This window comes from Enterococcus sp. DIV0901a, from assembly GCF_051711525.1.
Lineage (GTDB): Bacteria > Bacillota > Bacilli > Lactobacillales > Enterococcaceae > Enterococcus_B > Enterococcus_B faecium.
In genome coordinates this window covers 1,526,156-1,552,222 of record NZ_JBIOMW010000001.1, presented here as the reverse complement: position 1 = coordinate 1,552,222, position 26,067 = coordinate 1,526,156, and the positions used below count along the sequence as shown (strand labels likewise).

Here is a 26,067-nt window from a genome sequence, read left to right as displayed (position 1 = left end):
GTTTGTTTGAGCTAATACCGAGGGTCAGCTGATTGAACACCGTTGAAGGAAGAGGTCGTGAGCCTGCCGTTCATCTCCGAGTCACAAGGAACAATTTCAAAAAACAGCTTCTCATGTTTGTTGAATATTGTTCCTTGTGACCGAGGAGTTGGCAGGAGAACACCGTTTATCCATAAAAAGGAATGTGACCTAACTTTTGTCACATTCCTTTTTTTCATCTTTAATAAACACGAACAATAAGATGTTTTTCTTTGTTAACATTCGAAATTTCTTTGACATCAAAAAATGTGATTGTTAAAATATGAATGTAGAAAAACTGGGAGGAAAAACAATGACAGCAAAAATCTCTGTGATTATGGGGAGTACTTCAGATTGGGAAACAATGAAAGAAGCATGTCAAATATTGGATGAATTCGGTGTGTCTTATGAAAAAAAGGTCGTTTCTGCTCATCGAACCCCAGATTTGATGTTTGAATATGCACAAAACGCTCGAAAAAAAGGAATCAAGATCATTATTGCAGGAGCAGGGGGAGCCGCGCATCTGCCGGGTATGGTCGCATCAAAAACAACTTTGCCGGTTATTGGTGTACCGGTCCAATCACGAACATTAAATGGTTTGGATTCGCTTCTTTCGATTGTCCAAATGCCTGGAGGAGTACCTGTAGCTACTACAGCAATCGGAAAAGCGGGAGCAATTAATGCTGGACTACTTGCGATACAGATGCTTTCCATGTATGATTTAGAATTGGAGGCTAAATTGGCTGAAAGACGTTCAATGTTGGCTAAAACTGTTATAGAAAGTAGTGATCAACTTGGTTAAACCTTTGTTGCCTGGTTCAACGATCGGGATCGTCGGTGGCGGTCAATTAGGTCGTATGATGGCGATTAGTGCAAAAGAAATGGGCTTTAAAGTAGGTGTGCTGGATCCTGTGAGCGATTGTCCAGCCGCACAAGTTGCAGATTGGCACATTGAAAGTGTCTATGATGACACCTTTGCGCTGAAAGAGCTTGCCAGAAGAACAGATGTCATTACCTATGAATTCGAAAATGTCAGTGTAGAGGCGTTAAATGCGATTTTACCCATGTCATTTATTCCTCAAGGGACAGACTTGCTTGCGATTACGCAAGACCGCCTGTTAGAAAAATCTTTTTTGGAAACGAACAACATCGTGATTGCTCCTTATGCAACGATCGTCAGTCCGACGGATATCCAAGATGCGATTGACGGGATCGGCTATCCTTGTGTTTTGAAAACCACTCGAGGCGGCTATGATGGCAAGGGGCAGTATGTTTTGAAAAGTCGGGCGGATCTAGCTCCTGCTATGGACCTTTTAAGAGAAGGAACCTGTGTTTTAGAAGCATGGATCCCGTTTGAAAAAGAGATTTCGATCATGGTGGCAGGAAATGGTCAAGGAGATTTCACGACTTTTCCGGTCGTGGAAAACATCCACCACAACAATATTCTTCATGAAACGATTGCTCCAGCCGCGATTGATCAGGATGTGATCGAGGAGGCTGAGCGTATTGCCCGTGTGATTGCAGAAGCAGTGAGCCTTTCAGGTGTTTTAGGGGTAGAAATGTTTTTAACAAAAACAGGCGGGCTATATGTGAATGAATTAGCTCCTCGTCCTCACAATTCTGGACATTATTCTATCGAAGCTTGTTCTATGAGTCAGTTCGATGCCCATATTCGAGGTATTTGCGGATGGCCATTAGGAGAAAAAGTGCGTCTGACAAGCAATGCAGTGATGGTCAATGTTTTGGGAGAACAACTGCTGGAAAGCTATCGCTTGATCGAGAATAAGCCAGACTGGCAATTTCATTTCTATGGAAAAAAACAAGCAAAAAAAGGTCGCAAGATGGGACATATCACTATCTTGACAGAAGATATCCAGCAAACGCTGGAAGAAATCAAACAAACGAATATTTGGGATTAGAGGAGAAAAAACATGTTAGAACGTTATACACGCCCTGAAATGGGGAATATCTGGACGGAAGAGAACAAATACCGTGCGTGGCTTGAAGTCGAGATTTTAGCAGATGAAGCTTGGGCAGAACTTGGTGAAATCCCGCAAGAAGATGTGAAAAAAATCCGTGAGCATGCATCATTTGATATCGATCGGATCTTGGAAATCGAAAAATCAACACGCCATGATGTTGTTGCTTTTACACGAGCAGTTTCTGAAACATTGGGAGAAGAAAGAAAATGGGTCCATTATGGTCTAACAAGTACGGATGTCGTAGATACTGCTTATGGCTATCTCATCAAGCAAGCAAATGATATTTTACGGGAAGACTTGAAACGTTTTACGGAAATCATTGGCGAAAAAGCAAAAGAACACAAATATACAGTGATGATGGGTCGGACACACGGTGTCCATGCTGAACCAACTACTTTTGGATTGAAACTTGCCACATGGTATTCAGAAATGAAACGGAACATCGAACGATTTGAACATGCGGCAAAAGGAGTAGAAGCAGGAAAAATCTCAGGAGCAGTGGGGACGTTCGCAAATATCCCGCCATTTATTGAAGAGTATGTATGTAAACAATTGGGGATCCGTCCACAAGAAATCTCTACTCAAGTTCTCCCTCGGGATCTACATGCTGAATATTTCTCAGCGATGGCGCTTATTGCTACAAGTATTGAACGTTTTGCAACAGAGATACGCGGATTGCAAAAATCCGAAACACGTGAAGTAGAAGAATTTTTTGCGAAAGGTCAAAAAGGTTCTTCTGCTATGCCGCACAAAAGGAATCCGATCGGTTCAGAAAATATGGCTGGTCTAGCCAGAGTGGTGCGCGGACACATGGTCACTGCCTATGAAAATGTCACATTATGGCATGAAAGAGATATTTCTCATTCTTCAGCAGAACGAATCATCTTGCCTGATACCACGATTTTATTGAATTACATGTTAAATCGTTTTGGCAATATCGTTAAAAATCTAACGGTCTTTCCTGAAAACATGAAGCGGAATATGTCTGCAACATTTGGCTTGATTTATAGCCAGCGCGTTATGCTGAAATTGATCGATAAGGGAATGACAAGAGAAGAAGCTTATGATCTTGTTCAGCCAAAAACTGCGTACGCTTGGGACAACCAAGTGCAGTTCCGCCCGCTGTTAGAAGAAGATCCAACCATCACATCGGTATTATCTAAAGAAGAAATAGACGATGCCTTTGATTATCATCATCATTTGAAAAACGTTGACGTGATATTCAAACGAGTAGGTTTGGAATAAAGAAGAGTGAGTTGCAAAATTCAATTAAAATAGAATAGCAAAAATAACCAAAAAAGAAGCAGATCCGTTAGCGGTTCTGCTTCTTTTAGTTTATTATGTTTTCTTATCAATGATAGGAACCTGACTTTAAAAGCGACATACTACTGCTTTATCGTACCTTTATCTATACAAAATGTAGGAGTCAAGCATAAATGGCGTGACTATTATAACTAAAATGCTCGTTATGGAGATGTTGCAGCAAGTTTTCGAGAAAAGCGTATTCCATCTCTTGTCCATTGAATAAGATCTGGATACGATAATGATTTTTGAAACGCTTCTGTTCATGAATCTGACTGATTGAAAGTTCGCCTTTGTGTTCTGTCTGATAAAGAAAAGTCCTTTTACGGCATTCAGCACAGCGCTTGGTTGCTCGGCGGATTTTTCGGAATGTATAAAAACTAGTATCTTTATTGCATAAATAAACGTCTTTGATCGACAGCAAATCATTATATAGACAGGAACGTTCTTCAGCTGTTAATTCTGATAAAAAAAGCTGACCTTGTTTTATTGCATCTTCCATCGGCAAGTGCCTCCTCGAACCCATTATCCAAATTTTTAGTTAATTCTAATATACCATCATTAAGTATAAATGTAAACGCTTGTTGATGGTGTAAGATTTTTGTTTCTGATAAAACACGAACATTAAAAGAATCTAATGCCTTAAATGTACATATTTTTGTTGATTTATAAAAAGATGATTGCTAAAATTTAAAGTGAAAACACGAACAAAAAACGATGTATTTGCTTTTAATGTAAATAAAAAGGAGAGACGTACATGGAGAAGAAAGAACTTTTGTATGAAGGAAAAGCCAAAAAAATATATCTTACTTCTGATGAGAACTTGATTTGGATAGAATATTTAGATCAAGCAACTGCGTTGAATGGAGCGAGGAAAGACCAGATAAGTGGAAAAGGAGAATTGAATAATCAAATCACAAGTGCAATTTTCCGTTATCTGACTCAAAGAGGAATAAAAAATCATTTTATTAAACAATTGTCTAAAACCGAACAATTAGCAAAAAAAGTACAAATTATCCCTCTGGAAGTGGTTATCCGAAATATTGCAGCAGGAAGTTTCTCAAAACGTCTAGGTGTTCCCGAAGGTAAAGAATTCATCAAACCAATCATTGAATTCTACTATAAGGATGACCAGTTGGATGATCCATTTATCAATGAAGAGCATATCTATTTCTTACAACTTGCAAAACCGGAAGAAATCAGTGAGCTGAAAGCCCAAGCGTTGGCTATTAATGAAATTTTGACCGAATTATTTGCTAAGGTCGGTTTGGTTTTAGTAGATTTCAAGCTAGAGTTTGGCCGGTCGAATGGACAAATTTTGCTTGCGGATGAAGTAACACCGGATACTTGCCGATTATGGGATGAACGTACGAATGAACATATGGACAAAGACGTTTACCGCAGAGATCTAGGTGATTTGATCCCAGTCTATCAAGAAGTATATAACCGTCTATCGGAACTAACTGAAGAAAAGGAGCGAGTTTGATGTATTTCGTAAAAGTATATGTAACCTATAAAGATTCAGTGTTAGATCCTCAAGGGGAGGCAGTAAAAAAAGCAGTCCATCGTATGGGATATGAAACAATCGAAGATATCCGTATAGGAAAATACTTTGAGATACAACTTGCTGATGCAGAAGAACCAATCGATACAGTGATTGAAACGATTTGTGACAAGCTGCTTGCAAATGTAAATATGGAAACATATCGATATGAAATCAAAAAAATGGAGGAAGTATAACATGAAATTTGCGGTCATCGTTTTTCCAGGTTCAAATTGTGACGCAGATATGTTATGGGCAGTTCGCGAGATCATGGGTGCTGATGCCGAATTCGTTCGGCATGATGAGTCCTCTTTAGAAGGATTTGATGGTGTTTTACTGCCAGGAGGATTCTCATATGGAGACTATTTAAGATGTGGTGCGATTGCCCGGTTTTCTACAATCATGGAAGAAGTGATTCGTTTTGCTGAAGAAGGGAAACCAGTATTCGGTACATGCAATGGATTCCAGATATTGACAGAAGCAGGACTTTTGCCAGGTGTACTGAGACGAAATGAGTCTTTGCATTTTATTTGCAAAACTGTACCATTGGAAGTCAACCCCAAGACGGCCTTTACTTCAGAGTATGAAGCCGACGAAATAATCTATCTTCCAGTTGCTCATGGGGAAGGAAATTATTTCTGTGACGAAGAAACACTTCAAGAACTAAAAAAAAATAATCAGATTGCCTTTACTTATAATGACAACATCAACGGCAGCGTGGAAAACATTGCAGGGATTACGAACAAAGCAGGGAATGTGTTAGGAATGATGCCTCATCCAGAACGTGCAGTAGAAGACTTGCTAGGATCAGAAGATGGGAAACGGTTCTTTGCTTCCATTTTAAAAAACTTCGGAAAGGTGACCGTATAGATGAAAACATTGAAAGAACCGACAGCTGAAGAGATCAAGAAAAAAAGAATCTATGCCGAATGGGGATTGACTGATGAAGAATATCGAATGATCGAAGAAGATATCTTAGGAAGAATGCCTAATTATACGGAAACTGGACTGTTCTCTGTTATGTGGAGCGAACATTGTTCCTATAAAAATTCTAAACCGGTTCTACGCAAATTTCCTACTAGTGGACCTCATGTGTTGCAAGGCCCTGGAGAAGGCGCAGGCATCGTCGACATCGGTGATGGACTAGCAGTTGTCTTCAAAGCAGAAAGTCACAATCATCCTTCAGCCGTGGAGCCTTATGAAGGAGCTGCGACAGGAGTTGGCGGAATCATCAGAGATATTTTCAGCATGGGGGCTCGTCCAATTGCGTTGCTAGATTCATTGAGGTTCGGCGAATTAGATAATCCAAGAACGAAATATTTACTAGAAGAAGTAGTTGCAGGTATCGGCGGATACGGCAACTGTATCGGCATACCGACTGTAGGCGGCGAAATTGCATTTGATCCTTGTTATGAAGGAAACCCATTAGTCAATGCAATGTGCGTAGGTTTGATTGAACACAAACATATCCAGAAAGGGCAAGCCGCTGGCGTCGGTAATTCGATCATGTATGTAGGTGCAAAAACAGGTCGCGACGGTATCCACGGAGCAACTTTTGCCTCAGAAGAATTTAATCAAGAAGAAGAACAGCAACGTTCTGCTGTACAAGTAGGCGATCCTTTTATGGAAAAGCTGCTGCTTGAAGCGTGTTTGGAATTAATCTTGCATCATTCGGATTCTCTAATAGGTATACAGGATATGGGAGCAGCAGGACTTGTTTCATCTAGTGCGGAAATGGCTTCAAAAGCTGGTTCAGGACTTATATTGACATTAGATGAAGTCCCACAAAGAGAAACTGGAATGACGCCTTATGAAATGATGCTATCGGAATCACAAGAACGGATGTTGATTTGTGTCAAATCAGGAGAGGAAGAAAAAATCCAAGAACTATTTCAGAAGTATGATCTAGATGCAGTCACTATCGGGAAAGTAACAGACGACGGGCAGTATCGGCTATATCATCAAGGAGAAGAAGTAGCAAATCTGCCAGTCGATGCATTAGCTGAAGATGCACCAGTTTATCATAAAGAAATGAAAGAACCAGCTCGAATCGTAGAATTTCAGCAGTTAGCTCCTTATCAGCCAGTTATCGAAGAACCTGGACAAGTATTGCTTGATCTGCTGCAGCAACCGACGATTGCTTCGAAACGTTCAATCTACGAAACTTATGATTCACAAGTACAAACAAATACAGTTGTCCGTCCAGGAAGCGATGCTGCTGTGATGAGGGTTAGAGGGACGAATAAAGCGTTAGCTATGACCACAGACTGCAACGCGCGCTATCTGTATTTGGATCCAAAAATCGGAGGACAAATAGCAGTGGCAGAAGCTGCTAGAAATATTATTGCTAGCGGTGGTAAGCCCTTGGCGATCACCGACTGCCTGAACTATGGTTCTCCTGATAAACCAGAAGTTTTTTGGGAATTATCGACTTCAGCTGACGGAATTGCTGCTGCGTGTGAAACGTTAGGAACTCCTGTTATTTCAGGAAATGTCTCTTTATATAATGAAACGGATGGTCAAGCAATCTATCCAACACCAATGATTGGTATGGTCGGATTGATTGAGGATCATAAACATATCACTACTCAGGAATTCAAAAAATCAGGGGATCTAATCTATATATTAGGTAAGACGTTTGCAGATTTTGATGGCAGTGAATTACAAAAGATGCAGCTTGGAAGAATCGAAGGTGTGATCCGAAACTTTGATCTATCCATTGAAAAGAGAAACCAAGAGTTAGTATTGACAGCCATCCAAAACGGATTGATTGAAAGTGCTCATGACTGTTCAGAAGGTGGCTTGGCAATTGCACTGGCAGAATCAGCTTTCAAACATCAGCTAGGGATATCTGTACAGTTTGAATTATCCTCTGCTCAATTATTTGCAGAAACTCAATCAAGATTTGTGTTGACAGTCGCACCGGAAAATAAGACACGATTCGAAGAAATGATGGGTGATTCTGCTATTTTAGCAGGAAAAGTGACGGAAGAAGCGATGATCGAAATTTCAGCAACTGACGGTCAGATCAAAATAGAAACTGCAATAGCAAGAAAGTGCTGGGAGGATGCAATCGTATGTCTTATGAAGTGAAGAGTTTAAATGAAGAATGCGGGATCTTCGGTGTTTGGGGTCATCCAGACGCCGCTAGTGTGGCATACTTCGGGCTCCATAGTCTTCAGCATCGAGGACAAGAAGGTGCGGGTATCGTGTCCAATGATCGAGGAAAGCTTAAGGGGCATCGAGATTTGGGTCTACTTTCTGAGGTATTCAAAGATCAAAGAAAATTGCAGCAGTTAACAGGAGAAGCTGCAATCGGACATGTACGTTATGCAACAGCAGGCAATGGAAGTGTGGACAATATTCAGCCTTTTCTATTCAAATTTCATGATCAGTCGATCGGCTTAGCGCATAATGGTAACTTGATCAATGCTCGTTCCCTTAGAAAAGAGTTAGAGGAAAATGGGGCGATCTTCCATTCTAACTCCGATACGGAGATATTGATGCATTTGATCCGACGAAGTGAAGAAACAGATTTTTTAAATAAATTAAAAAGTGCTTTGAATGAAGTCAAAGGTGGCTTTGCCTATTTATTAATGACAGAAACGGCAATGATTGCCGCTTTGGACCCAAATGGTTTTCGTCCATTAGCAATCGGACAAATGAAAAACGGAGCATACGTGATTGCCTCGGAAACTTGTGCATTAGAAGTTATCGGGGCACGTTTTATAAGAGATGTCCAGCCTGGAGAGATAGTGATTATCAATGACGAAGGAATCCAGATTGATTGCTTTACGAAGAATACGCAGCTTTCCATTTGTTCGATGGAATATATCTATTTTGCCAGACCAGATTCAAACATCGCAGGGATCAATGTGCATACTGCACGGAAAAATATGGGACGGAATTTAGCGAAAGAATCGCCAGTAAAAGCAGATATGGTCGTTGGCGTACCTAATTCTTCTTTGTCAGCCGCAAGCGGTTATGCGGAAGCTAGTGGAATTCCTTATGAAATCGGATTAGTAAAAAATCAATACATTGCCCGAACATTTATCCAGCCAACGCCTGAGCTAAGAGAGCAAGGTGTTCGAATGAAATTATCTGCTGTACGAGGAGTAGTGGAAGGTAAAAAGGTGATTATGGTCGATGATTCAATTGTTCGGGGTACGACAAGCAGACGGATCGTCCATCTTTTGAAAGAAGCAGGAGCAAAAGAAGTCCATGTGAGGATTGCTTCTCCTCCTTTGAAATATCCATGTTTTTACGGGATTGATATTCAAACGCGTAAAGAACTCATTGCGGCAAATCACACGATTGATGAAATCAAAGAATGTATCGGTGCAGATTCTTTAGGATTTTTAAGTGAAGAGGGTCTGATCGAATCGATTGGACTGAAAAAGGATGGCCCGTATTCAGGATTGTGTATGGCTTATTTCAACGGAGATTATCCAACGCCGTTATATGACTATGAAGAAAAGTATCAGGAATCGCTAAAAGAAAAAGTATCGTTCTTTTAAAAGCAGACCAAGAAGGGAGTATATGAATTCAATGGCAAATGCATACGCAAAAGCTGGCGTAGATGTCGAAGCTGGATATGAAGTAGTAGAACGGATCAAGAAGCATGTCAAAAAAACGGAACGTTTAGGTATGATGGGCGCTATAGGAGGATTCGGCGGTTGTTTTGATTTATCGGTCTTTCAATTAAAAGAGCCAGTCCTTGTCTCGGGGACCGATGGTGTGGGGACAAAATTAGCAGTGGCAATCGAAGCAGACAAACACGATACAATCGGGATCGACTGCGTAGCGATGTGTGTCAATGATATCTTAGCACAAGGCGCAGAGCCGTTATATTTCTTAGACTACTTAGCAACGGGGAAAAATGATCCGTTACGTTTGGAAAATGTAGTAAAAGGTGTAGCAGATGGATGTGTTCAAGGAAATATGGCGCTGATTGGCGGAGAAACAGCTGAAATGCCTGGTATGTACTCAGGTAATGATTATGATCTAGCCGGATTTGCTGTAGGGATAGCTGAAAAATCTCAATTATTGACAGGAGAAACGATCAACCCAGGAGATGTGTTGCTTGGAATAGCATCTAGCGGGATTCATTCAAATGGGTACTCTCTTGTTCGCAAAATTTTCTTTGAGCAGCAGCAGTTTTCTTTATCATCAAAACTGCCAGAATTGAAAAAAACACTTGGCGAAGAATTGCTTGAGCCAACGAAAATCTATGTTTCTTCCTTGCTTCCGCTGATCAAAGAAAAGAAAATAAAAGGAGCTGCACATATCACTGGTGGAGGGTTTGTAGAAAATATCCCGCGAATGTTACCAGAATCTATGGCTGCACAAATCAAACTTGGCTCATGGCCGATTCTTCCAATATTCGGCTGTTTACAAAAATATGGTGAAATTCCTGAGATGGAGATGTATGAAATCTTCAATATGGGCATCGGTATGGTCCTGGCAGTCGAAGAATCGAAAGTAAAAGAAATAGTACACGAAATTGAGCAAGCTGGCGAAAAAGTTTATGAAATCGGGAAAGTGATCGCCAAAGAAAAACATCGTGTGGTGTTTATAGGAGAAGAACGATGAGAATCGCTGTTTTTGCTTCTGGAAACGGAAGCAACTTTCAAGCGCTAGCCGATTATCTATCGAAAAAAGGATTGGAATCTTCGATTGACTGGTTGTTTTGTGATCAGCCTGAAGCATATGTTTTGAAACGTGCAACTGCGTTGAGTGTACCGGCAGATTGTTTTTCACCTAAAGAATTTGATTCAAAAAAAGAGTATGAAGAAGCAATTTTGCATAAATTGAAAGAAAAAAAGATCGATTTGATCGTATTAGCTGGATATATGCGAATCATTGGACCGGTATTGCTGAAAAATTATGATAAAAGAATCATCAATATCCATCCGTCTCTTTTACCTGCCTTCCCTGGTTTGCATGGCATACGTGATGCCTTTGAAGCTGGAGTAAAAGAAACGGGTGTCACAATTCATTATATCGACCAAGGTGTAGATACTGGACCAATCATCCGGCAGGAAAAAGTGAGAATTGAACAGGAGGACACGTTCGATTCTTTAGAAGAAAAAATCCATAGAGTAGAGCATCGAATCTATCCAGAAGTGATTAGTGAAATTATTGAAAATGGAGGCTATCTGAAATGACAAGAGCATTGATCAGTGTATCAGATAAAACTGGGATTGTAGCATTCGCCCAAGGTTTGATTGAACAAGGAGTAGAAATCATTTCAACAGGAGGAACAAAGCATGCGTTGGATAAAGCTGGGATCAAAACGCTTTCGATCGAAGAAGTGACAGGGTTTCCTGAAATGATGGATGGCCGTGTCAAAACACTTCATCCTAAAATCCATGGTGGTCTTTTAGGAAGACGCGATCTCCCTAGCCATATGGAGGCAATGGAAACGGAAAATATCCAACCAATCGACTTTGTTTGTGTCAATTTATATCCTTTCAAAGAAACGATTATGAAACCAGATGTCGAAATAGCAGAAGCTATTGAAAACATTGATATCGGTGGTCCTAGTATGCTCCGTAGTGCAGCAAAAAACCATGAATTTGTCACCTCTGTTGTTGATCCATCTGACTATGAAGAAGTACTTTCAGAATTACGTCAGTATGGGCATACTTCACTTTCTTTCAGACAAAAACTAGCGGCAAAAGTCTTTCGTCATACTGCGGCATATGATGCACTGATCGCTCAATACTTAACGGATTGGGTGGAAGAAAAAGAACCGGAAAAATTGACACTTACGTATGAACGAAAACAAACGCTTCGTTACGGTGAAAATAGCCATCAAGCCGCTGCCTTTTATCAGTCCGCTCTTCTGGAAAAATATTCGATCGCAGCAGCAAAACAACTCCATGGGAAAGAACTTTCTTATAATAATATCCGAGATGCAGATGCTGCGCTACGGATCATGAAGGAATATGACGAGCCAACGGTAGTCGCCTTGAAACACATGAATCCTTGTGGTATTGGGACAGCATCTACGATTTTAGAAGCGTGGGAAGCAGCGTATGAAGCAGATCCTGTTTCAATCTTTGGTGGGATCATCGTTTTGAATCGAGAAGTAGATCTGCTAACAGCAGAACAGATGCATAAGCTGTTTCTAGAAATCATCATTGCCCCTTCTTATACACAAGAAGCTTTGGAATTACTGCAAAAAAAGAAAAACATCCGATTACTGACAATAGACTTTGCGCAGGAAGAAAATCAAAATCGAGAAGAAACGGTCTCAGTCTTAGGTGGACTTCTTGTACAAGATCAAGATCTGGCAATAGAAAATGAAGAAGAGTGGAAAGTCGTGACAAAACGTAAGCCGACTCCAGCAGAAGCAAAAGCATTGGCGTTTGCTTGGAAAGCTGTCAAACATGTGAAATCTAATGCGATCGTACTGGCAAACGAACGTCAGACAGTAGGAATCGGAGCCGGGCAGATGAATCGAGTCGGTTCAGTAAAAATTGCGATTGAACAAGCGCAAGAGAAAATGGAAGGTGCAGTTTTAGCTAGCGATGCTTATTTTCCAATGGATGATTCGGTTGAATATGCAGCCAAACATGGTATAAAAGCAATCATTCAGCCAGGAGGAAGCATCAAAGACCAAGATTCTATTGATATGGCGAATAAATACGATCTAGCAATGGTCTTTACTGATGTTCGGCATTTTAGACATTAGAGAGGAGTCGGATAAATGAACGTTTTGGTAATCGGTGCAGGTGGTCGTGAACATGCAATAAGTAAAAAACTTTTAGCCAGTCCGAAGGTGGATACGGTGTATTGTGCGCCAGGAAATCCGGGGATGACAAAAGATGGTATCAATTGTGTCGCTATCAGTGAGCAAGATCATTCAGCGTTAATTCATTTTGTTAAGAAAAAGGCTATTGATTGGAGTATCGTTGGTCCTGAAGTTCCTTTGTTAAATGGGATCGTCGATGATTTTATGGCGGAAGGATTGAAAATCTTCGGTCCGACAAAAGCAGCAGCTCTGATCGAAGGTTCGAAAAGTTTTGCTAAACAATTAATGGATACTTATCAAATCCCGACAGCTAAATCCAGAAGTTTTGAATGTTACGATAAAGCAGCGGCGTATATCAAAGAAAACGGTGCGCCAATCGTAGTGAAAGCAGATGGCTTAGCAGCTGGAAAAGGTGTAGTCGTGGCTGCCACAGTGAAGGAAGCGCTGGATGCGGCAGAACAAATGTTGAACCAGCATCGATTTGGGGATAGCAGCAAAAAAATCGTCGTAGAAGAGTTTTTGGCAGGAGAAGAATTCTCCCTTTTGGCGTTTGTCCGTGATACCAAGGTGTATCCGATGGTCATTTCGCAAGATCATAAGCGGGCATTTGATAACGATAAAGGGCCAAATACAGGCGGAATGGGTGCTTATTCACCAGTACCGCAAATTTCAAAAAAGATGATTGAAAAAGCTGTGGAAGAAGTTTTAAAACCAGCGGCTTTGGGAATGAAAGAACTAGGACGCTCTTTCACGGGTGTTTTATATGCGGGTTTGATTGCTACGAAGGAAGGACCAAAAGTGATCGAATTCAATGCGCGTTTCGGTGATCCTGAAACGCAAGTCGTTCTTTCTCGGTTGAAGAGTGACTTTGCGCAAGTAATCGATGATTTATTAGAGAATCGTACAGTAGAGTTAAAGTGGCAGCAAGAAGGATACAATGTAGGCGTTGTGGTTGCAGCTGCCGGTTACCCCGAAGAATATGAGACAGGAATGGTTCTACCAGATTTTCCGGAAGAAGAGCTTTCTGTTTACTATGCTGGAGTTTCCTCAAATAACGGCAAACTAGTTGGAGCAGGAGGACGTCTTTATTTAGTAGAAGCATACGGTGAGACGATCAAAGAAGCACAGGAAAAAATCTACACCGCGTTAATGGATAAAACGACAGATGGAACATTTTATCGTACAGATATTGGAGAAAAAGCTGCCAATAGCGAACTGGTCGTGAAGTAAATCAGCTGCTTCCATTTATAAAAAATACAACAAACATAATCGGAAGCGCCGATTTTAGTGAAGCCTTTTCATAAAGAGTGTGGTACACTTTTGTTGTGTATATAAATAAGGAGGAGTTTAGATGAAAAAAATTCAATTAGGTACTTCTGATCAGAAAGTAGCTGCAGTGATCTTAGGCTGTATGCGTATCAACAATGCGGAAGATCCAGTAAAAGTGATTGAGACAGCTTATGAAAACGGCATTGATTTTTTTGACCATGCAGATATTTATGGAAACGGTGAATGTGAAGAAATCTTTGCAGATGCTCTAGCAAAAACATCAATCAAACGAGAAGATCTTTTTATTCAAACAAAATGTGGAATCGTTCCAGGTGTGATGTTTGATTTTTCTAAAAAACATATCATTGAATCTGTAGAAAAAAGTTTGACCCGTCTGAAAATGGATTATGTGGATGCTTTACTTCTTCATCGTCCAGATACATTGGTAGAACCAGAGGAAGTAGCTGAAGCGTTTGATGAATTGGAACGGTCAGGAAAAGTTCGTTATTTTGGCGTCAGCAATCAAAAACCAATGCAAATCGAATTGCTGAAAAAATATGTTCGTCAACCATTAGTAGCTAATCAGCTGCAATTTGGCTTGAAACATACTGGAATGATCGATCAAGGGATTCATGTCAATATGACAGATGAAGCAAGTATCGATCATGACGGTAGTGTACTTGATTATTCCCGATTGCATGATATGACGATCCAAGCATGGTCACCATACCAGTATGGATTTTTTGAAGGTGTATTTATCGGGAACGAAAAATTCCCTGAATTAAACCAAACATTAGAAGAACTAGCAGCTAAATATCAAACGACACCAACTGGCTTGGCTTCTGCTTGGATTTTACGCCATCCAGCCAATATGCAAGTGATCGCCGGTACGATGAACGTAGGGCGAATCAAGGAAATCGCTCAAGCTTCAGAAATTAATATGTCTCGGGAAGATTGGTACGAATTGTACCGTGCTGCTGGAAACATTTTACCTTAAAGATTGTCATAAGCAGGTCAAAAGGGCTATAAATTAAAAAGACAGAATAACTTGAAAGCTGTTTTCAGCTTCGAGATATTCTGTCTTTTTTAATTGCAAATGGAAAGAGTATCATTGTACGGATTTCGTTTATTGGTTATTTTTGTTTTTAAGGAAAAGCTGTGTCCGATATTCTTTTGGAGAAATCCCTTGTTTTTTCTTAAATAAATAACTGAAATAGTTAGGGTCATTATAACCAATTTCAAAAGCAATATCTGAGATACGATAGTCTGATTGCTGCAATAATTTTTTTGCTAATTCGATTCTTTGTTCTGTCAGATAATCGATGAATGTTTGGTTAAACGATTGAGAAAAAATCGTACTGAAATGAGAGGGACTTAATGCAACTTGTTGAGCGACCCAAGTTAAGGACATATCTGGATCGGTAAAATTTTCTTTGATAAAATCCAATGCATGGTTCAAAATTGGCTGATATTTGTTCCTTGAAGGCTGTGAGGGCAGAGCAGTTAAGAAAGAAATGAACATATAAACAGTCGAACGGTAAAGCGAATCGTCGGCGCTGATTGCTAAGCGTTGACTGGTGGATGTGCAATGAACCATTTCTTGCGGGATTTCCTTTTCTTTCAGGCAGACATGCTGGAGTAGCTTAGTCAAGACAAATAAACGATATAATCGTGTTCGAGTTGGTGTGCCTTGTGGTTTCGTCAAGTGTTCGATGTACTTGGATACTTCGTTTTTCGATAATGAAGACAAATCAAGTGAGAGATCAAAGTAAAAGACAGAATCAACTGGAAGTTTCGCTTCTTGAATCAAATCCTCATAGCTGATAATTTGTTCTTTAAGGGAACTGGCGGTTTCAAGTATCATCTGCGTGATCTCAAAAGATGCAGGTAATTCGCTGATTCTTTCTGCGACAGGACCAATGGCGACAGAAAAATTATTTTTTTGTCCCTTTTCTAATTCATGGACCAACGTTTGGGCTACCTGATAACTGGTCTCGATCACATTTTCTTCAAGAGAATCAACTATTAAAAATTTGATGAATCGAGAGGAAACAGCAGAGAAGATCACTTGTTGATTCTCCCTAAATAAAAACTTCAAATAATCACTGAGATGAGCGTAATCTTCAAAGTCTGTACTGACTTGGTTTGCTGCTAATAATATGGTCATTTTTTTCCCTGCTAAAGAGCGATTGAAAGATTCAGCAAGTTTCAATGTTTCACTGATCGTAAGTGAGCCTTTGAACAAACCGTTCAAGAAATGATTTTTTTTCAATTCGAAAACAAGATCAGAAGAAGTGAGCGTTTCTTTTTGCTGCAAATCTAAAGCAGTTACTGCTTTTTCTATTGCTTGTTTCAATTCGTTACTTTTAATCGGTTTAAGCAGATAATCATCTGCCTGTACCTGGATTGCTCCTTTCATATAATCGAAATCGTCGAATCCACTAATAAATATGAGACGAGTCCAAGGAAGTAGTTTCCTTGCTTCTTTTGAAAAAGTCAACCCGTCCATGAAAGGCATTTGGATATCAGTCAGAATGATGTCGGGCTGTAAGTCGATAATTGAAGACAGTGCCATCTCACCATCTCCAGCTTCGCCGACATAAGTGATTGGATAATAAGAACCAAGGACAGTTATTTGTTCCCGCAAGTTATTGCGAATGAGGTATTCGTCTTCGATGATAAAAACTTTATACATGTTTGTTTCCTCCAATTGTTTTGGGAGATAGAGGGATCATCAGTGTGACAGTTGTTCCTTCTCGGTATTTGCTGTCAATCGTGATAGGTTTTTGATCATTTCCGTAATAAAGAAGGAGACGCTTGTTTACGTTGTAAAGTCCGTAGCCGATACTGAAATCTGAATCAATACCTTTGGCTAACTCTTTACGTATTTCTGCCAGTTTTTCTGCAGGGATGCCAATCCCGTTGTCTGTGACTTTGAATTGGATCATCTCATCGATTTTGCATGCGGTAATACGAATAAATCCTTTGTGACGGACGTACTTCGTTCCATGGTATACAGCATTTTCAATCAATGGCTGCAAGATCATTTTTAAAATAGAAACAGGAAAAAGTGTTTCTGGTATATCGATCTTATAGTCAAGCATATGGCCGTATCTTATTTTTAAGATGACTAGATAATCATTGATATGGCTAATTTCTTTTTCAAGAGGAATCCAGTCTTGTCCTTTGCTTAAAGACGTACGAAAAAAGCCGGAAAGTGCATGGGTCATAGTCAGAGCTTCTTCAAAGCAGTCTTGTTCGATCAAAGAAATAATGGCATCCAAACTGTTATAAATAAAATGGGGAGTAATCTGAGCTTGCAATACACGAACTTCACTTTGTGCTAAATGGTATTGTTTCAAAGCGTTCTCCCGTAAAGACTGGTTTAGATCTTCCGCCATTTTATTCATGCTAGCGGTAAGTGTTTGTAATTCCAGTGTTTCCGGCAGGGTTAAACGAAAGCCAAGGTTCCCTGAAGAAAGTTGTTCTGACATCTCGATCAGCTGATTGATCGGTTCTTGGACCTTTTTCTCTAAAAAGCGGCGATTCTTTTTCGAATAGAAAAAAATGGTACTAAGAACTCCAAGTTCCACTATTGTTAATAGAATGAGCGAGCGGACAAGTGTCGTATTTTTTTTGCTTGCTAAGTCGATCTCCACACGAACAAAATCTTGTAAGATATCGGACAGCAGTTGAGTGACAGAATCTACCTGATTGATGATCTCTTCATTGGTATCCATAAAATTTTTTGCCAAGATATTATTGATCAGCTCGTTTTGATAATCTTCCAGTGTATCGATCGTACGCAAAGACACATCTAACGTACTGATTTCTTTAAGCGTATTCGTATTACTTTTGATCTGTCGAATATCATTTCTAAGTTCTTCTAGGATATTTTCTTTTTTAAACTCATCCACGCTTACTTGGCCAGAAATCAGGTCCCACATACTTTCCAAAACTCTCTGGTCAACCTTTAAAGCAATTGCATCCGCTTTTTGAATATTTGCGATCGTTTGTTGATAAATCAAAAGCTGTTGTGAGTATAACAGTATGCTAAGTAATAAAGGGATAACAGCAAATAGAAGCATGGCTTTGTTTGCTTGGGCAAAAATCTGTTTAATGCTTAAACTTTTCGTCATGATACTTCTCCAGTCAATAATTTCTGGTTGGAATATTAGTCATATTCTGTTGGGAAAAGACAGTCTCGGAAATAAAAATATCTTTAGGTAATGTTTTTCCTGTTTGAAGATTTCCAAAATAACGAGTAACGGTATTGGCTACATACCAGCCGACATCAGGTTTACACTCGACTACGCAATTGACGATTCCTGACCGCAGCTTCTCGATCATATCTTCTTGTCCATCAATCGTTACAATAATCAAATCTTTTCCAGGTTTAACCGATGTTTCTTTTATCGCAGCTAAAGCACCGTGGGTCATTTCATCACTATGGCTGTATAATACATCGATTTCGGATAAATCATTTGTTTCTAAATATCGTTTCATCTGGTCTTTTCCTTTCATCCGAATAAAATCACCGACAATTCGGTGAACAATAGTCATCGGAGGTTTATGGTCGATGGTTCCATCTTTTTTTAGGGTTGGTTTACGATTGATTGATTCCAAAAATCCTTCGGAGCGTAGCTTGGTCGGTGTGGAGTTCTCTGAACCAGCAAGTTCTAGGATTCTGATTTCCTGTTTCTTTGAATTTGTGAAGTGATTGCTGACAAATAAACCCGCCCGATTTCCTTCTGCTTTGAAACTGGGGCCAATGTGGGTGACGAAAAGCTCGGGATCATTCGTTTGAATATGTCTGTCGACAAGTATGACAGGGATCCCTGCTCGCTTTGCTTCTTTTAATACAGAGTCCCACCCGGATTCTTGCAAAGGAGTAAAAATGATCATATCCACTTTATAGGCAATGAACGTCCGTATATCTTGGATTTGCCGTTCCTGATTCATGTAGCCATTTCGGTAGAGAACTTGGTAATCTTTTTTTTCAAGCGCAGTGATAATTGATTCAGTATGCTTTTTCCGCCAGCTACTCTCCGTTCCTGATTGCGAAAAACCAACGACTAGTGGGTCAGGTGCTTCCTTTGTATTAAGTGTACACCCCATCATTTGGTAAGCGATTACAACAAGGGCTAAAAAAAATAAAACACGTTTCACTTTAAATCACTCCATCTGGATTTGTTAGTACTATCTTATCAGATAAAAGGGAAAATCAAAGTCAAAAGGAATCAATCGAAAAAAATCCAAGAAACTTAAAAAAATCCAAGACAAAAAAAGTACACCTAAAAAATTTAAAGTAAATCCCATAAAAAAATCAATGTTAACGCTTTCTTTATTAGCTATACTCGGTGTATCAATTGAAATGGGGGATAAAAAATGAAAAACAAATTTAGAAAGATTGTTGGGAGTATCGCTATTTTGACCGCAAGCATTCTATTAAGTGCGTGTGGCAATTCAGGATCTGCAGATGATAGTACGGGGTATGTAGGAATCGCTATGCCGACCAAATCAGCAGAAAGATGGATCGCTGATGGGAACAACATGGTCTCGGAATTAGAAAAACTGGGTTATAAAACAGATCTTCAATATGGAGAAGATAAAGTAGAAAATCAAGTAGCACAAATAGAAAATATGATTACAAAAGGGGTAGATACACTTGTGATTGCTTCTATCGATGGTTCGGCTTTAACTGATGTGTTAGCTAAAGCAAAAGAAGCAGATATCAAGGTGATCGCCTATGATCGTTTACTGATGAATTCAGAAAATGTCGATTATTACGCGACTTTTGATAATTTTGGAGTAGGTGTATCGCAAGCAGCTTATATTGAAGAGCACTTAGGATTGAAAGAAGGAAAAGGACCATTCACGATTGAATTATTTGGTGGCTCGCCTGACGACAACAATGCACTAATTAATTACAACGGAGTGATGTCTGTTTTACAACCATATATGGACAACGGTCAGTTGGTTGTGCCATCTGGACAGACGAGTTTCAGTCAAATCGCTACGCTTCGCTGGGATGGTTCTACGGCGCAAGCAAGGATGGATAATCTGTTAAGCGCAAATTATACTGACCAAACATTGGATGCTGTTTTGTCGCCATATGATCCAATAAGTTTAGGGATCATTTCGTCATTAAAAGGCGTGGGGTATGGGAGTGAAAGTAAACCTTTACCTGTGATTACTGGACAAGATGCGACAGTTGCTGGCGTTAAATCGATCATTGCCGGGGAACAAACACAAACGATCTTTAAAGACACACGTATCTTAGCAAAAAATACGATTGAAATGATCAAAGCAATCAGTGATGGAGAAGAGGTCCCGGTCAACGATACTGAAACTTATGATAATGGGGTGAAAACTGTCCCTACGTATTTAGCAAATACAGTATCTGTCGATAAAGATAATTATCAAGCAGAGCTGATCGACACCGATTATTATAAAGAATCCGATCTGAAAAATTAAGAGGAACCAAACAAGGAACTAAAGAGATCTAAGTCAGAGAGAGGATAAGAATTATGGCGGATTGTATTTTAAAAATGGCAGATATCACCAAAAAATTTTCTGGAATCCGAGCGTTAGATTGCGTGAATCTGATGATTGAACGTGGGGAAATCCATGCATTGTGCGGAGAAAACGGAGCGGGAAAATCAACATTGATGAATGTCTTGAGCGGCTTGTATCCATATGGCTCCTATGACGGGGAAATCTTTTATGATGGAAAGCTGTGTCAATTTAAAGATTTGAAAGATAGTGAAGAAAAAGGCATCGTCATCATTCATCAAGAATTAGCACTAAGTCCTTATCTTTCAATAAAAGAGAATATTTTTCTCGGAAATGAACAAGCAGAAAGAGGCGTGATTGATTGGGAACTGACAGAAAAGAAAACGTATGAACTGCTGAATAAAGTCGGTTTGTCTATCGACCCGAATCTTCTAGTATCCCAGATTGGCGTAGGGCAACAGCAATTAGTTGAAATAGCTAAAGCATTATCAAAATCCGTCCGTCTGTTGATTTTGGATGAGCCTACCGCTGCATTGAATGAAGAAGAAAGCGCGAATTTGCTGAGATTGATCCGAGAGTTGAAAGAGCAAGGTGTAACCTCCATCATTATTTCACATAAGCTGAATGAAATCGTGGATATCGCAGATCGAATCACCATTTTACGGGATGGACAGACGATTGAGACACTAGAAAATGAAATGATCAGCGAAGAGCATATTATTCGCGGGATGGTGGGCAGAGATTTAGTTGATCGTTATCCTGAAAGAAAACCGGATATTGGAGAAGTTTATTTTAAAGTAGAAGACTGGACGGTCTATCACCCTCTTGATCATGAGCGAATCATAAATGACCACATCAACTTGCATTTGAAAAAAGGAGAGATTGTAGGAATAGCTGGACTGATGGGAGCGGGCAGAACTGAATTCGCTATGAGTCTATTTGGACATTCTTATGGAAGCAAGATATCCGGACGTATATTAAAGGAAGGGGCAGAGATATCAGTTAAGACCGTTCCTTCAGCCATTGCAAACGGACTCGCTTATGTCTCGGAGGACCGAAAATCTTTAGGACTGAATCTGCTGATGGATATTCGGGAAAACGTGACGCTGAGCAGTTTGGATAAAATAAGTCAAAAAGGAGTATTAGATAAAGAAAAAGAAGTAACTGAGGCAGAAAATTTCCGGAAAAAGATGCGTATAAAAACAAACTCCATCCATCAAATTGTCAGTAGTCTTAGTGGTGGGAATCAGCAAAAAGTCGTTTTATCCAAGTGGCTGATGACACAACCCGATATTCTTTTTTTGGATGAGCCAACCCGTGGGATAGATGTTGGGGCAAAATATGAGATCTACACGATTATCGAAGAAATGGCAGCAAATGGCAAAGCTGTCTGTCTTATCTCTTCTGAACTTCCTGAAATATTAGGGATGTGTGATCGAATCTATACGATGAACGAAGGACGTATTACAGGAGAAGTCTCGCGAGAAGATGCAGATCAGGAAGTCTTGATGAAATTAATGACGAAAGAAGAGGTGGGTTAAGTTGGAACAGGCAAAAAATCTTACGGATAAAAAAGAGAAAAAACTAAATTTGAAAAGTAGAGCAGCTGATCTTTTTGGTCGCTACAGCATGGTGATCATTTTAGCGGGACTACTTATTGCGTTTCAATTGATGACGGATGGTATTTTCTGGCGTCCATTGAATATAACTAACCTTGTTCTGCAAAATAGCCATATATTAGTACTAGCTGCAGGGATGTTATTAGTTGTGCTCTTAGGTCATGTGGATTTGTCGGTAGGGTCAGTGATGGCGTTTGTTGGTGCAATTGCGGGCATGATGATGGTCAATCGCCAAATGAACCCGTGGATGACAGTTATCGCATGTCTTGCAGTAGGCGGGCTGATCGGCGCATGGCAAGGTTTTTGGGTAGCTTATGCAGGGATACCGGCGTTTATCGTGACTTTAGCAGGATTGCTGATGTTTCGTGGACTGACACAAGTTGTTCTAGGAGGCCAATCTCTAGCACCTTTTCCAGCTGTTTTCCAAAAAATGTCTACGGGTTATTTACCAGACTTAAGCGAAGGAAGCAGCCTTCACTTCTTGACATTGATTTTAGGAATGATCATCACGATCGTGTTAGTTGTTGGTCAATGGCGAACAAGAAATCGTCGGAAAAATCATTTATTTGAAGTGGAATCTCCAGCAGCTTTCTTGGTAAAGGCGGTATTTACAGCAGTCGTTGTACTAGGAATAACTTATATCTTTGCCTCTTATCAAGGGTATCCGATTATTTTGATCATTCTTGGTTTGATCGTTGCAGCATATGGGTTTTTGACAAATAAAACAGTAGCAGGTCGACAGATTTATGCGACGGGCGGAAATCGAAAAGCGGCTGAACTATCAGGGATCAAAACAAAGCGAATCACGTTCTGGGTATTCGTCAACATGGGAGTCATGGCAGCTTTAGCTGGATTAGTTTTAGCTGCTCGATTGAATGCGGCAACACCTCAAGCAGGTACATCGATGGAACTGGATGCAATGGCGGCAGTATATTTTGGTGGTGCTTCGACTTCCGGCGGCATTGGAACAATCATGGGTGCGATTGTCGGTGGCTTGGTCATGGGTGTATTGAACAATGGCATGTCGATTTTAGGCGTCGGGGTAGACTGGCAGCAGGCAATCAAAGGATTGATCTTGCTTTTAGCCGTTGTGTTAGACTTGTATAATAAGAAAAAACGAACAACGTAGGAGAACGCCGGTTATTCAGAAAAAAGACTGTGACAAGACATTTGTCACAGTCTTTTTTTTTGCTAAAAGCGAACATTCATTGTTTCGTTTGTATAGACTAAAAATAATATATGTTTTTTTACCATTCGTATAAATTCTCTTTTTGCTCTTGATTTTTTTGCTTAATTGAGTTAAATTACATAGGGCGCTAAAAAAAGCCTTGATTAAATTAATAATGTTCGTGTTTTGCTGGATGTGAACATCAGGAGGATAATGTAATGAAAGTATTTGATTACGAAGATATTCAATTAATTCCTAATAAATGTATCGTAAATAGCCGTTCTGAATGTGATACAACGGTCACATTAGGTAAACATACATTCAAAATGCCAGTAGTGCCTGCCAACATGCAGACGATTATTGATGAAACAATCGCAGAATTCTTAGCGGAAAATGGTTATTTCTATATCATGCATCGGTTTGATGAAGCAGCTCGAATTCCGTTTATCAAAAAAATGAAAAAGCGTGGATTGATTACCTCAATCAGTGTTGGCGTCAAGAAAGAGGAATATTCCTTTATAGAGAAGTTGGCAGAAGAATCGCTAAATCCTGATTATATCACTATCGACATCGCACATGGACATGCTAACTCAGTTATTGATATGATTCAGCATATTAAAAAATATTTGCCTGAAACTTTTGTGATTGCCGGTAATGTTGGTACACCGGAAGCCGTCCGTGAATTGGAAAATGCGGGCGCAGATGCAACAAAAGTAGGGATTGGTCCAGGAAAAGTATGTATTACAAAAATCAAGACAGGCTTTGGGACTGGAGGCTGGCAACTGGCAGCTCTTAGATGGTGTGCGAAAGCAGCTCGCAAGCCGATCATCGCTGACGGTGGGATCAGAACACATGGCGATATTGCAAAATCTGTCCGTTTTGGTGCGACAATGGTCATGATTGGTTCATTGTTTGCCGGTCACGAGGAATCTCCTGGCGAAACAAAAGTCGAAAATGGAATCGTGTATAAAGAATACTTTGGTTCTGCTTCAGAATTCCAAAAAGGCGAAAAACGAAATGTTGAAGGAAAGAAAATCTGGATCCAGCATAAAGGATCTTTGAAAGATACACTAGTGGAAATGCAACAAGACCTTCAATCATCTATTTCTTATGCTGGAGGAAGAGATCTGGAAGCCATTCGAAAAGTTGACTATGTCATCGTGAAAAATTCGATTTTTAATGGAGACACAATCTAAAAAATAAATAAAATATTAGGATGTTGTGAAAAAGTTGTCCTGCATTAAGTAATAAGAACAGCCAAACAAAAATAGTTCTTTATATGTTTTGTTTGGCTGGACTTATTATCGCAGATACAAGCTTTTGAACATCATTATTCAGAATAAGGGACTGTGATAAGACTTTTGTCACAGTCCCTTATGTTTTGCAAAAAAAGTTTTTCTTTTTTCTCGTAAATTCGGTAAAATCAAAAGAAAAAATAGACAATAGAAAAGAGAAGCTTATGTGGGAAAAAGTAGAGAAAAAACAAGGACCGATTTATCGTCAAATCATGGAACAGATTATGAGAGAAATCGAAAACGGAAGGATCAATCCTGGAAGTCAACTTGAATCAGAACGAAAACTAGGGCAACTTTTTGGTGTGAATCGTTCCACCGTTGTCCATGCATTGGAAGAGCTTAGGGAGCTTGGGGTACTAACGAGCAAACGTGGCAGCGGATGGTTTGTTAATCAGACTGAATGGGGGAAATTCGCTGTTCCAAGAATCGATTGGCGGCAAATGATCTCTCCTCGTTATGAGCAGATGGACTGGTATGAGCAAAAAATAAGAGAAGCAAAGCAGATCCAAAAAACATCGTTTCTTGATTTATACGCTAGCGAGATGCCAGATGAGCTTTTGCCGAATTTTGAGTTTCCTTCTTATTCTCTTGAAGAAATCTTAGCGGAAGAAAAAGAAATGGATCTTTTAGGCTATACTCCGTTACGTAACAAAATCAAACGGTATTTGGAAAGTAAATTTGAATTGGCATTTTCCCCCAACCAGCTTCTTGTGACTGGTGGCGGTCAGCAAGCAATCTTTTTGATTTTACAAACGATTCTTTCAGCTGGAGAGGGGATAGCTGTAGAGTCACCTTCTTTTTTTTACCGATTACCTCTTTTCAAAGCTTCAGGAACGCGTTTATTTGGGATATCGATGGATGAAGAAGGGATCGACTTAGAAAAACTGAAAGAATCGATCCATAAAAATAAATTGAAAGCAGTGCTTATCAACCCGAATTTTCAAAACCCTACAGGAAAAGTGATGAGTCAAAAACGACGAGAAAAGCTAGTAGAATTGTGTCGACAGTATCGGCTTCCAATTATTGAAGACGATGTATTTACGGATCTTTCATTTCTAAATCAAGAAGAAGTCCTTCCTATACGAACGATTGATCCGGATAATGTGTTATACGTCGGTTCGTTATCTAGGGTTTTAGGAAAAACAACGAAAATCGGTTGGGTGATAGGACCTGAGACTTTTATCTCGCAACTAGCTCAAGCGCAAGAAATGATGGAGTTTTCGATGAATATCCTTACACAAATCACAGTGGCTAATGTATTTAATGAAGCAATTGATTTGAAAATGCAAGATGTAAGAAAAAAGTTGAAAGAAAAAAGCCGACTGATAAGCGCTTGGGGAGATTCACAATCGTTTTTCAAGCTTCATTCAATTTTAGGTGGTTACTATGCCTGGATTACTTGGGATGGGAAAAAACTAGACCCCGAACTAGCAGAAAAAGTAGTAGATATGGGTCTTGGAATTGCACCAAGTCTACTTTTTGGGCAAGATATAAATGGAATCAGAATCAATTACAGTAGGCTGGATGAAAACCAAATACCGTTGTTTTATTCAAAGATGAAAATTCTAGAAAAGTGGTTAACAGAATAATTTCACA

The 26,067-nt window shown here is 39.7% G+C and carries 22 protein-coding genes; 18 read left to right on the top strand and 4 right to left on the bottom strand.

Features of this window, described 5'->3' with window-relative positions; all coding sequences use genetic code 11:
• Nucleotides 1-331: 331 nt before the first annotated feature.
• Genes purE through purB form a run of 3 tightly spaced genes read left to right on the top strand, consistent with a single transcriptional unit; the run spans nucleotide 332 to nucleotide 3,245 of the window.
• Complete coding sequence (gene purE, locus IGL70_RS07415; protein WP_002303771.1) at nucleotides 332-820, top strand: 5-(carboxyamino)imidazole ribonucleotide mutase; 489 nt, start codon at nucleotides 332-334, stop codon at nucleotides 818-820.
• The gene (gene purK, locus IGL70_RS07410) at nucleotides 813-1,937 is read left to right on the top strand and encodes a 5-(carboxyamino)imidazole ribonucleotide synthase (protein ID WP_002306867.1); all 1,125 of its coding nucleotides are present in this window, start codon (nucleotides 813-815) and stop codon (nucleotides 1,935-1,937) included. The genes purE and purK overlap by 8 nt, the downstream gene beginning before the upstream one ends.
• Before the next feature lie 12 nt (nucleotides 1,938-1,949).
• Entirely contained in the window at nucleotides 1,950-3,245 is a 1,296-nt protein-coding gene (gene purB / locus IGL70_RS07405) for an adenylosuccinate lyase (protein ID WP_002306865.1), read from the top strand.
• A gap of 181 nt (nucleotides 3,246-3,426) precedes the next feature.
• On the opposite strand, the gene IGL70_RS07400 is transcribed toward purB, so the two are convergent.
• The gene (locus IGL70_RS07400; RefSeq protein ID WP_010727810.1) at nucleotides 3,427-3,804 is read right to left on the bottom strand and encodes a hypothetical protein; all 378 of its coding nucleotides are present in this window, start codon (nucleotides 3,802-3,804) and stop codon (nucleotides 3,427-3,429) included.
• A gap of 255 nt (nucleotides 3,805-4,059) precedes the next feature.
• Here IGL70_RS07400 and purC point away from each other — a divergent pair, with 255 nt between their 5' ends.
• The 10 genes from purC to IGL70_RS07350 all read left to right on the top strand — a co-directional run bounded on the left by purC (nucleotide 4,060) and on the right by IGL70_RS07350 (nucleotide 14,870).
• The gene (gene purC / locus IGL70_RS07395) at nucleotides 4,060-4,788 is read left to right on the top strand and encodes a phosphoribosylaminoimidazolesuccinocarboxamide synthase (protein WP_104765172.1); all 729 of its coding nucleotides are present in this window, start codon (nucleotides 4,060-4,062) and stop codon (nucleotides 4,786-4,788) included.
• Complete coding sequence (gene purS, locus IGL70_RS07390) at nucleotides 4,788-5,042, top strand: phosphoribosylformylglycinamidine synthase subunit PurS (RefSeq protein ID WP_002295474.1); 255 nt, start codon at nucleotides 4,788-4,790, stop codon at nucleotides 5,040-5,042. Before purC ends, purS begins: the two co-directional genes overlap by 1 nt.
• Nucleotide 5,043: 1 nt before the next feature.
• A complete protein-coding gene (gene purQ / locus IGL70_RS07385; RefSeq protein ID WP_002331835.1) occupies nucleotides 5,044-5,715 on the top strand; it encodes a phosphoribosylformylglycinamidine synthase subunit PurQ in 672 nt (223 codons plus the stop codon).
• Nucleotides 5,716-7,938: a phosphoribosylformylglycinamidine synthase subunit PurL gene (purL, locus tag IGL70_RS07380; protein WP_104765173.1), complete on the top strand. Its 2,223-nt coding sequence runs from the start codon at nucleotides 5,716-5,718 to the stop codon at nucleotides 7,936-7,938. It abuts the gene before it with no gap.
• Complete coding sequence (gene purF, locus IGL70_RS07375) at nucleotides 7,923-9,362, top strand: amidophosphoribosyltransferase (RefSeq protein ID WP_086300118.1); 1,440 nt, start codon at nucleotides 7,923-7,925, stop codon at nucleotides 9,360-9,362. Before purL ends, purF begins: the two co-directional genes overlap by 16 nt.
• A gap of 22 nt (nucleotides 9,363-9,384) precedes the next feature.
• Nucleotides 9,385-10,437 carry a phosphoribosylformylglycinamidine cyclo-ligase gene (gene purM / locus IGL70_RS07370; RefSeq protein WP_002288011.1) on the top strand — a complete coding sequence of 351 codons (1,053 nt, stop codon included), beginning with the start codon at nucleotides 9,385-9,387 and terminating at the stop codon, nucleotides 10,435-10,437.
• A complete protein-coding gene (purN, locus tag IGL70_RS07365; protein ID WP_002288010.1) occupies nucleotides 10,434-11,012 on the top strand; it encodes a phosphoribosylglycinamide formyltransferase in 579 nt (192 codons plus the stop codon). The genes purM and purN overlap by 4 nt, the downstream gene beginning before the upstream one ends.
• Nucleotides 11,009-12,544 (top strand): bifunctional phosphoribosylaminoimidazolecarboxamide formyltransferase/IMP cyclohydrolase, encoded by a 1,536-nt coding sequence (gene purH / locus IGL70_RS07360; RefSeq protein ID WP_104873997.1) that lies wholly within the window; start codon nucleotides 11,009-11,011, stop codon nucleotides 12,542-12,544. Before purN ends, purH begins: the two co-directional genes overlap by 4 nt.
• A 15-nt stretch (nucleotides 12,545-12,559) precedes the next feature.
• Nucleotides 12,560-13,834 carry a phosphoribosylamine--glycine ligase gene (gene purD, locus IGL70_RS07355; RefSeq protein WP_104873998.1) on the top strand — a complete coding sequence of 425 codons (1,275 nt, stop codon included), beginning with the start codon at nucleotides 12,560-12,562 and terminating at the stop codon, nucleotides 13,832-13,834.
• A 121-nt stretch (nucleotides 13,835-13,955) separates the two neighbouring features.
• Entirely contained in the window at nucleotides 13,956-14,870 is a 915-nt protein-coding gene (locus tag IGL70_RS07350; RefSeq protein ID WP_002309474.1) for an aldo/keto reductase, read from the top strand.
• A gap of 129 nt (nucleotides 14,871-14,999) precedes the next feature.
• Here the strand turns inward: IGL70_RS07350 and IGL70_RS07345 are convergent, their stop codons facing one another.
• The 3 genes from IGL70_RS07345 to IGL70_RS07335 are packed head-to-tail and all read right to left on the bottom strand — an operon-like array spanning nucleotide 15,000 to nucleotide 19,042.
• Nucleotides 15,000-16,568, bottom strand: coding sequence for a response regulator transcription factor (locus IGL70_RS07345; protein WP_104873999.1), 1,569 nt, complete (start codon nucleotides 16,566-16,568; stop codon nucleotides 15,000-15,002).
• A complete protein-coding gene (locus IGL70_RS07340) occupies nucleotides 16,561-18,012 on the bottom strand; it encodes a sensor histidine kinase (protein WP_104874000.1) in 1,452 nt (483 codons plus the stop codon). Before IGL70_RS07340 ends, IGL70_RS07345 begins: the two co-directional genes overlap by 8 nt.
• Nucleotides 18,013-18,025: 13 nt before the next feature.
• A complete protein-coding gene (locus tag IGL70_RS07335) occupies nucleotides 18,026-19,042 on the bottom strand; it encodes an ABC transporter substrate-binding protein (protein WP_104874001.1) in 1,017 nt (338 codons plus the stop codon).
• Between the two features lie 219 nt (nucleotides 19,043-19,261).
• Between IGL70_RS07335 and chvE the strand changes: the two genes are divergently transcribed.
• The 5 genes from chvE to IGL70_RS07310 all read left to right on the top strand — a co-directional run bounded on the left by chvE (nucleotide 19,262) and on the right by IGL70_RS07310 (nucleotide 26,060).
• Nucleotides 19,262-20,350 (top strand): multiple monosaccharide ABC transporter substrate-binding protein, encoded by a 1,089-nt coding sequence (gene chvE, locus IGL70_RS07330; protein ID WP_002298998.1) that lies wholly within the window; start codon nucleotides 19,262-19,264, stop codon nucleotides 20,348-20,350.
• 53 nt (nucleotides 20,351-20,403) lie between these two features.
• Nucleotides 20,404-21,930: a multiple monosaccharide ABC transporter ATP-binding protein gene (gene mmsA / locus IGL70_RS07325; RefSeq protein WP_002287995.1), complete on the top strand. Its 1,527-nt coding sequence runs from the start codon at nucleotides 20,404-20,406 to the stop codon at nucleotides 21,928-21,930.
• A 1-nt stretch (nucleotide 21,931) separates the two neighbouring features.
• The gene (gene mmsB / locus IGL70_RS07320) at nucleotides 21,932-23,137 is read left to right on the top strand and encodes a multiple monosaccharide ABC transporter permease (protein ID WP_002298996.1); all 1,206 of its coding nucleotides are present in this window, start codon (nucleotides 21,932-21,934) and stop codon (nucleotides 23,135-23,137) included.
• A gap of 257 nt (nucleotides 23,138-23,394) precedes the next feature.
• Nucleotides 23,395-24,372: a GMP reductase gene (gene guaC, locus IGL70_RS07315; RefSeq protein ID WP_002287992.1), complete on the top strand. Its 978-nt coding sequence runs from the start codon at nucleotides 23,395-23,397 to the stop codon at nucleotides 24,370-24,372.
• Between the two features lie 263 nt (nucleotides 24,373-24,635).
• Nucleotides 24,636-26,060 (top strand): PLP-dependent aminotransferase family protein, encoded by a 1,425-nt coding sequence (locus IGL70_RS07310; protein ID WP_104874002.1) that lies wholly within the window; start codon nucleotides 24,636-24,638, stop codon nucleotides 26,058-26,060.
• Nucleotides 26,061-26,067: the final 7 nt, after the last annotated feature.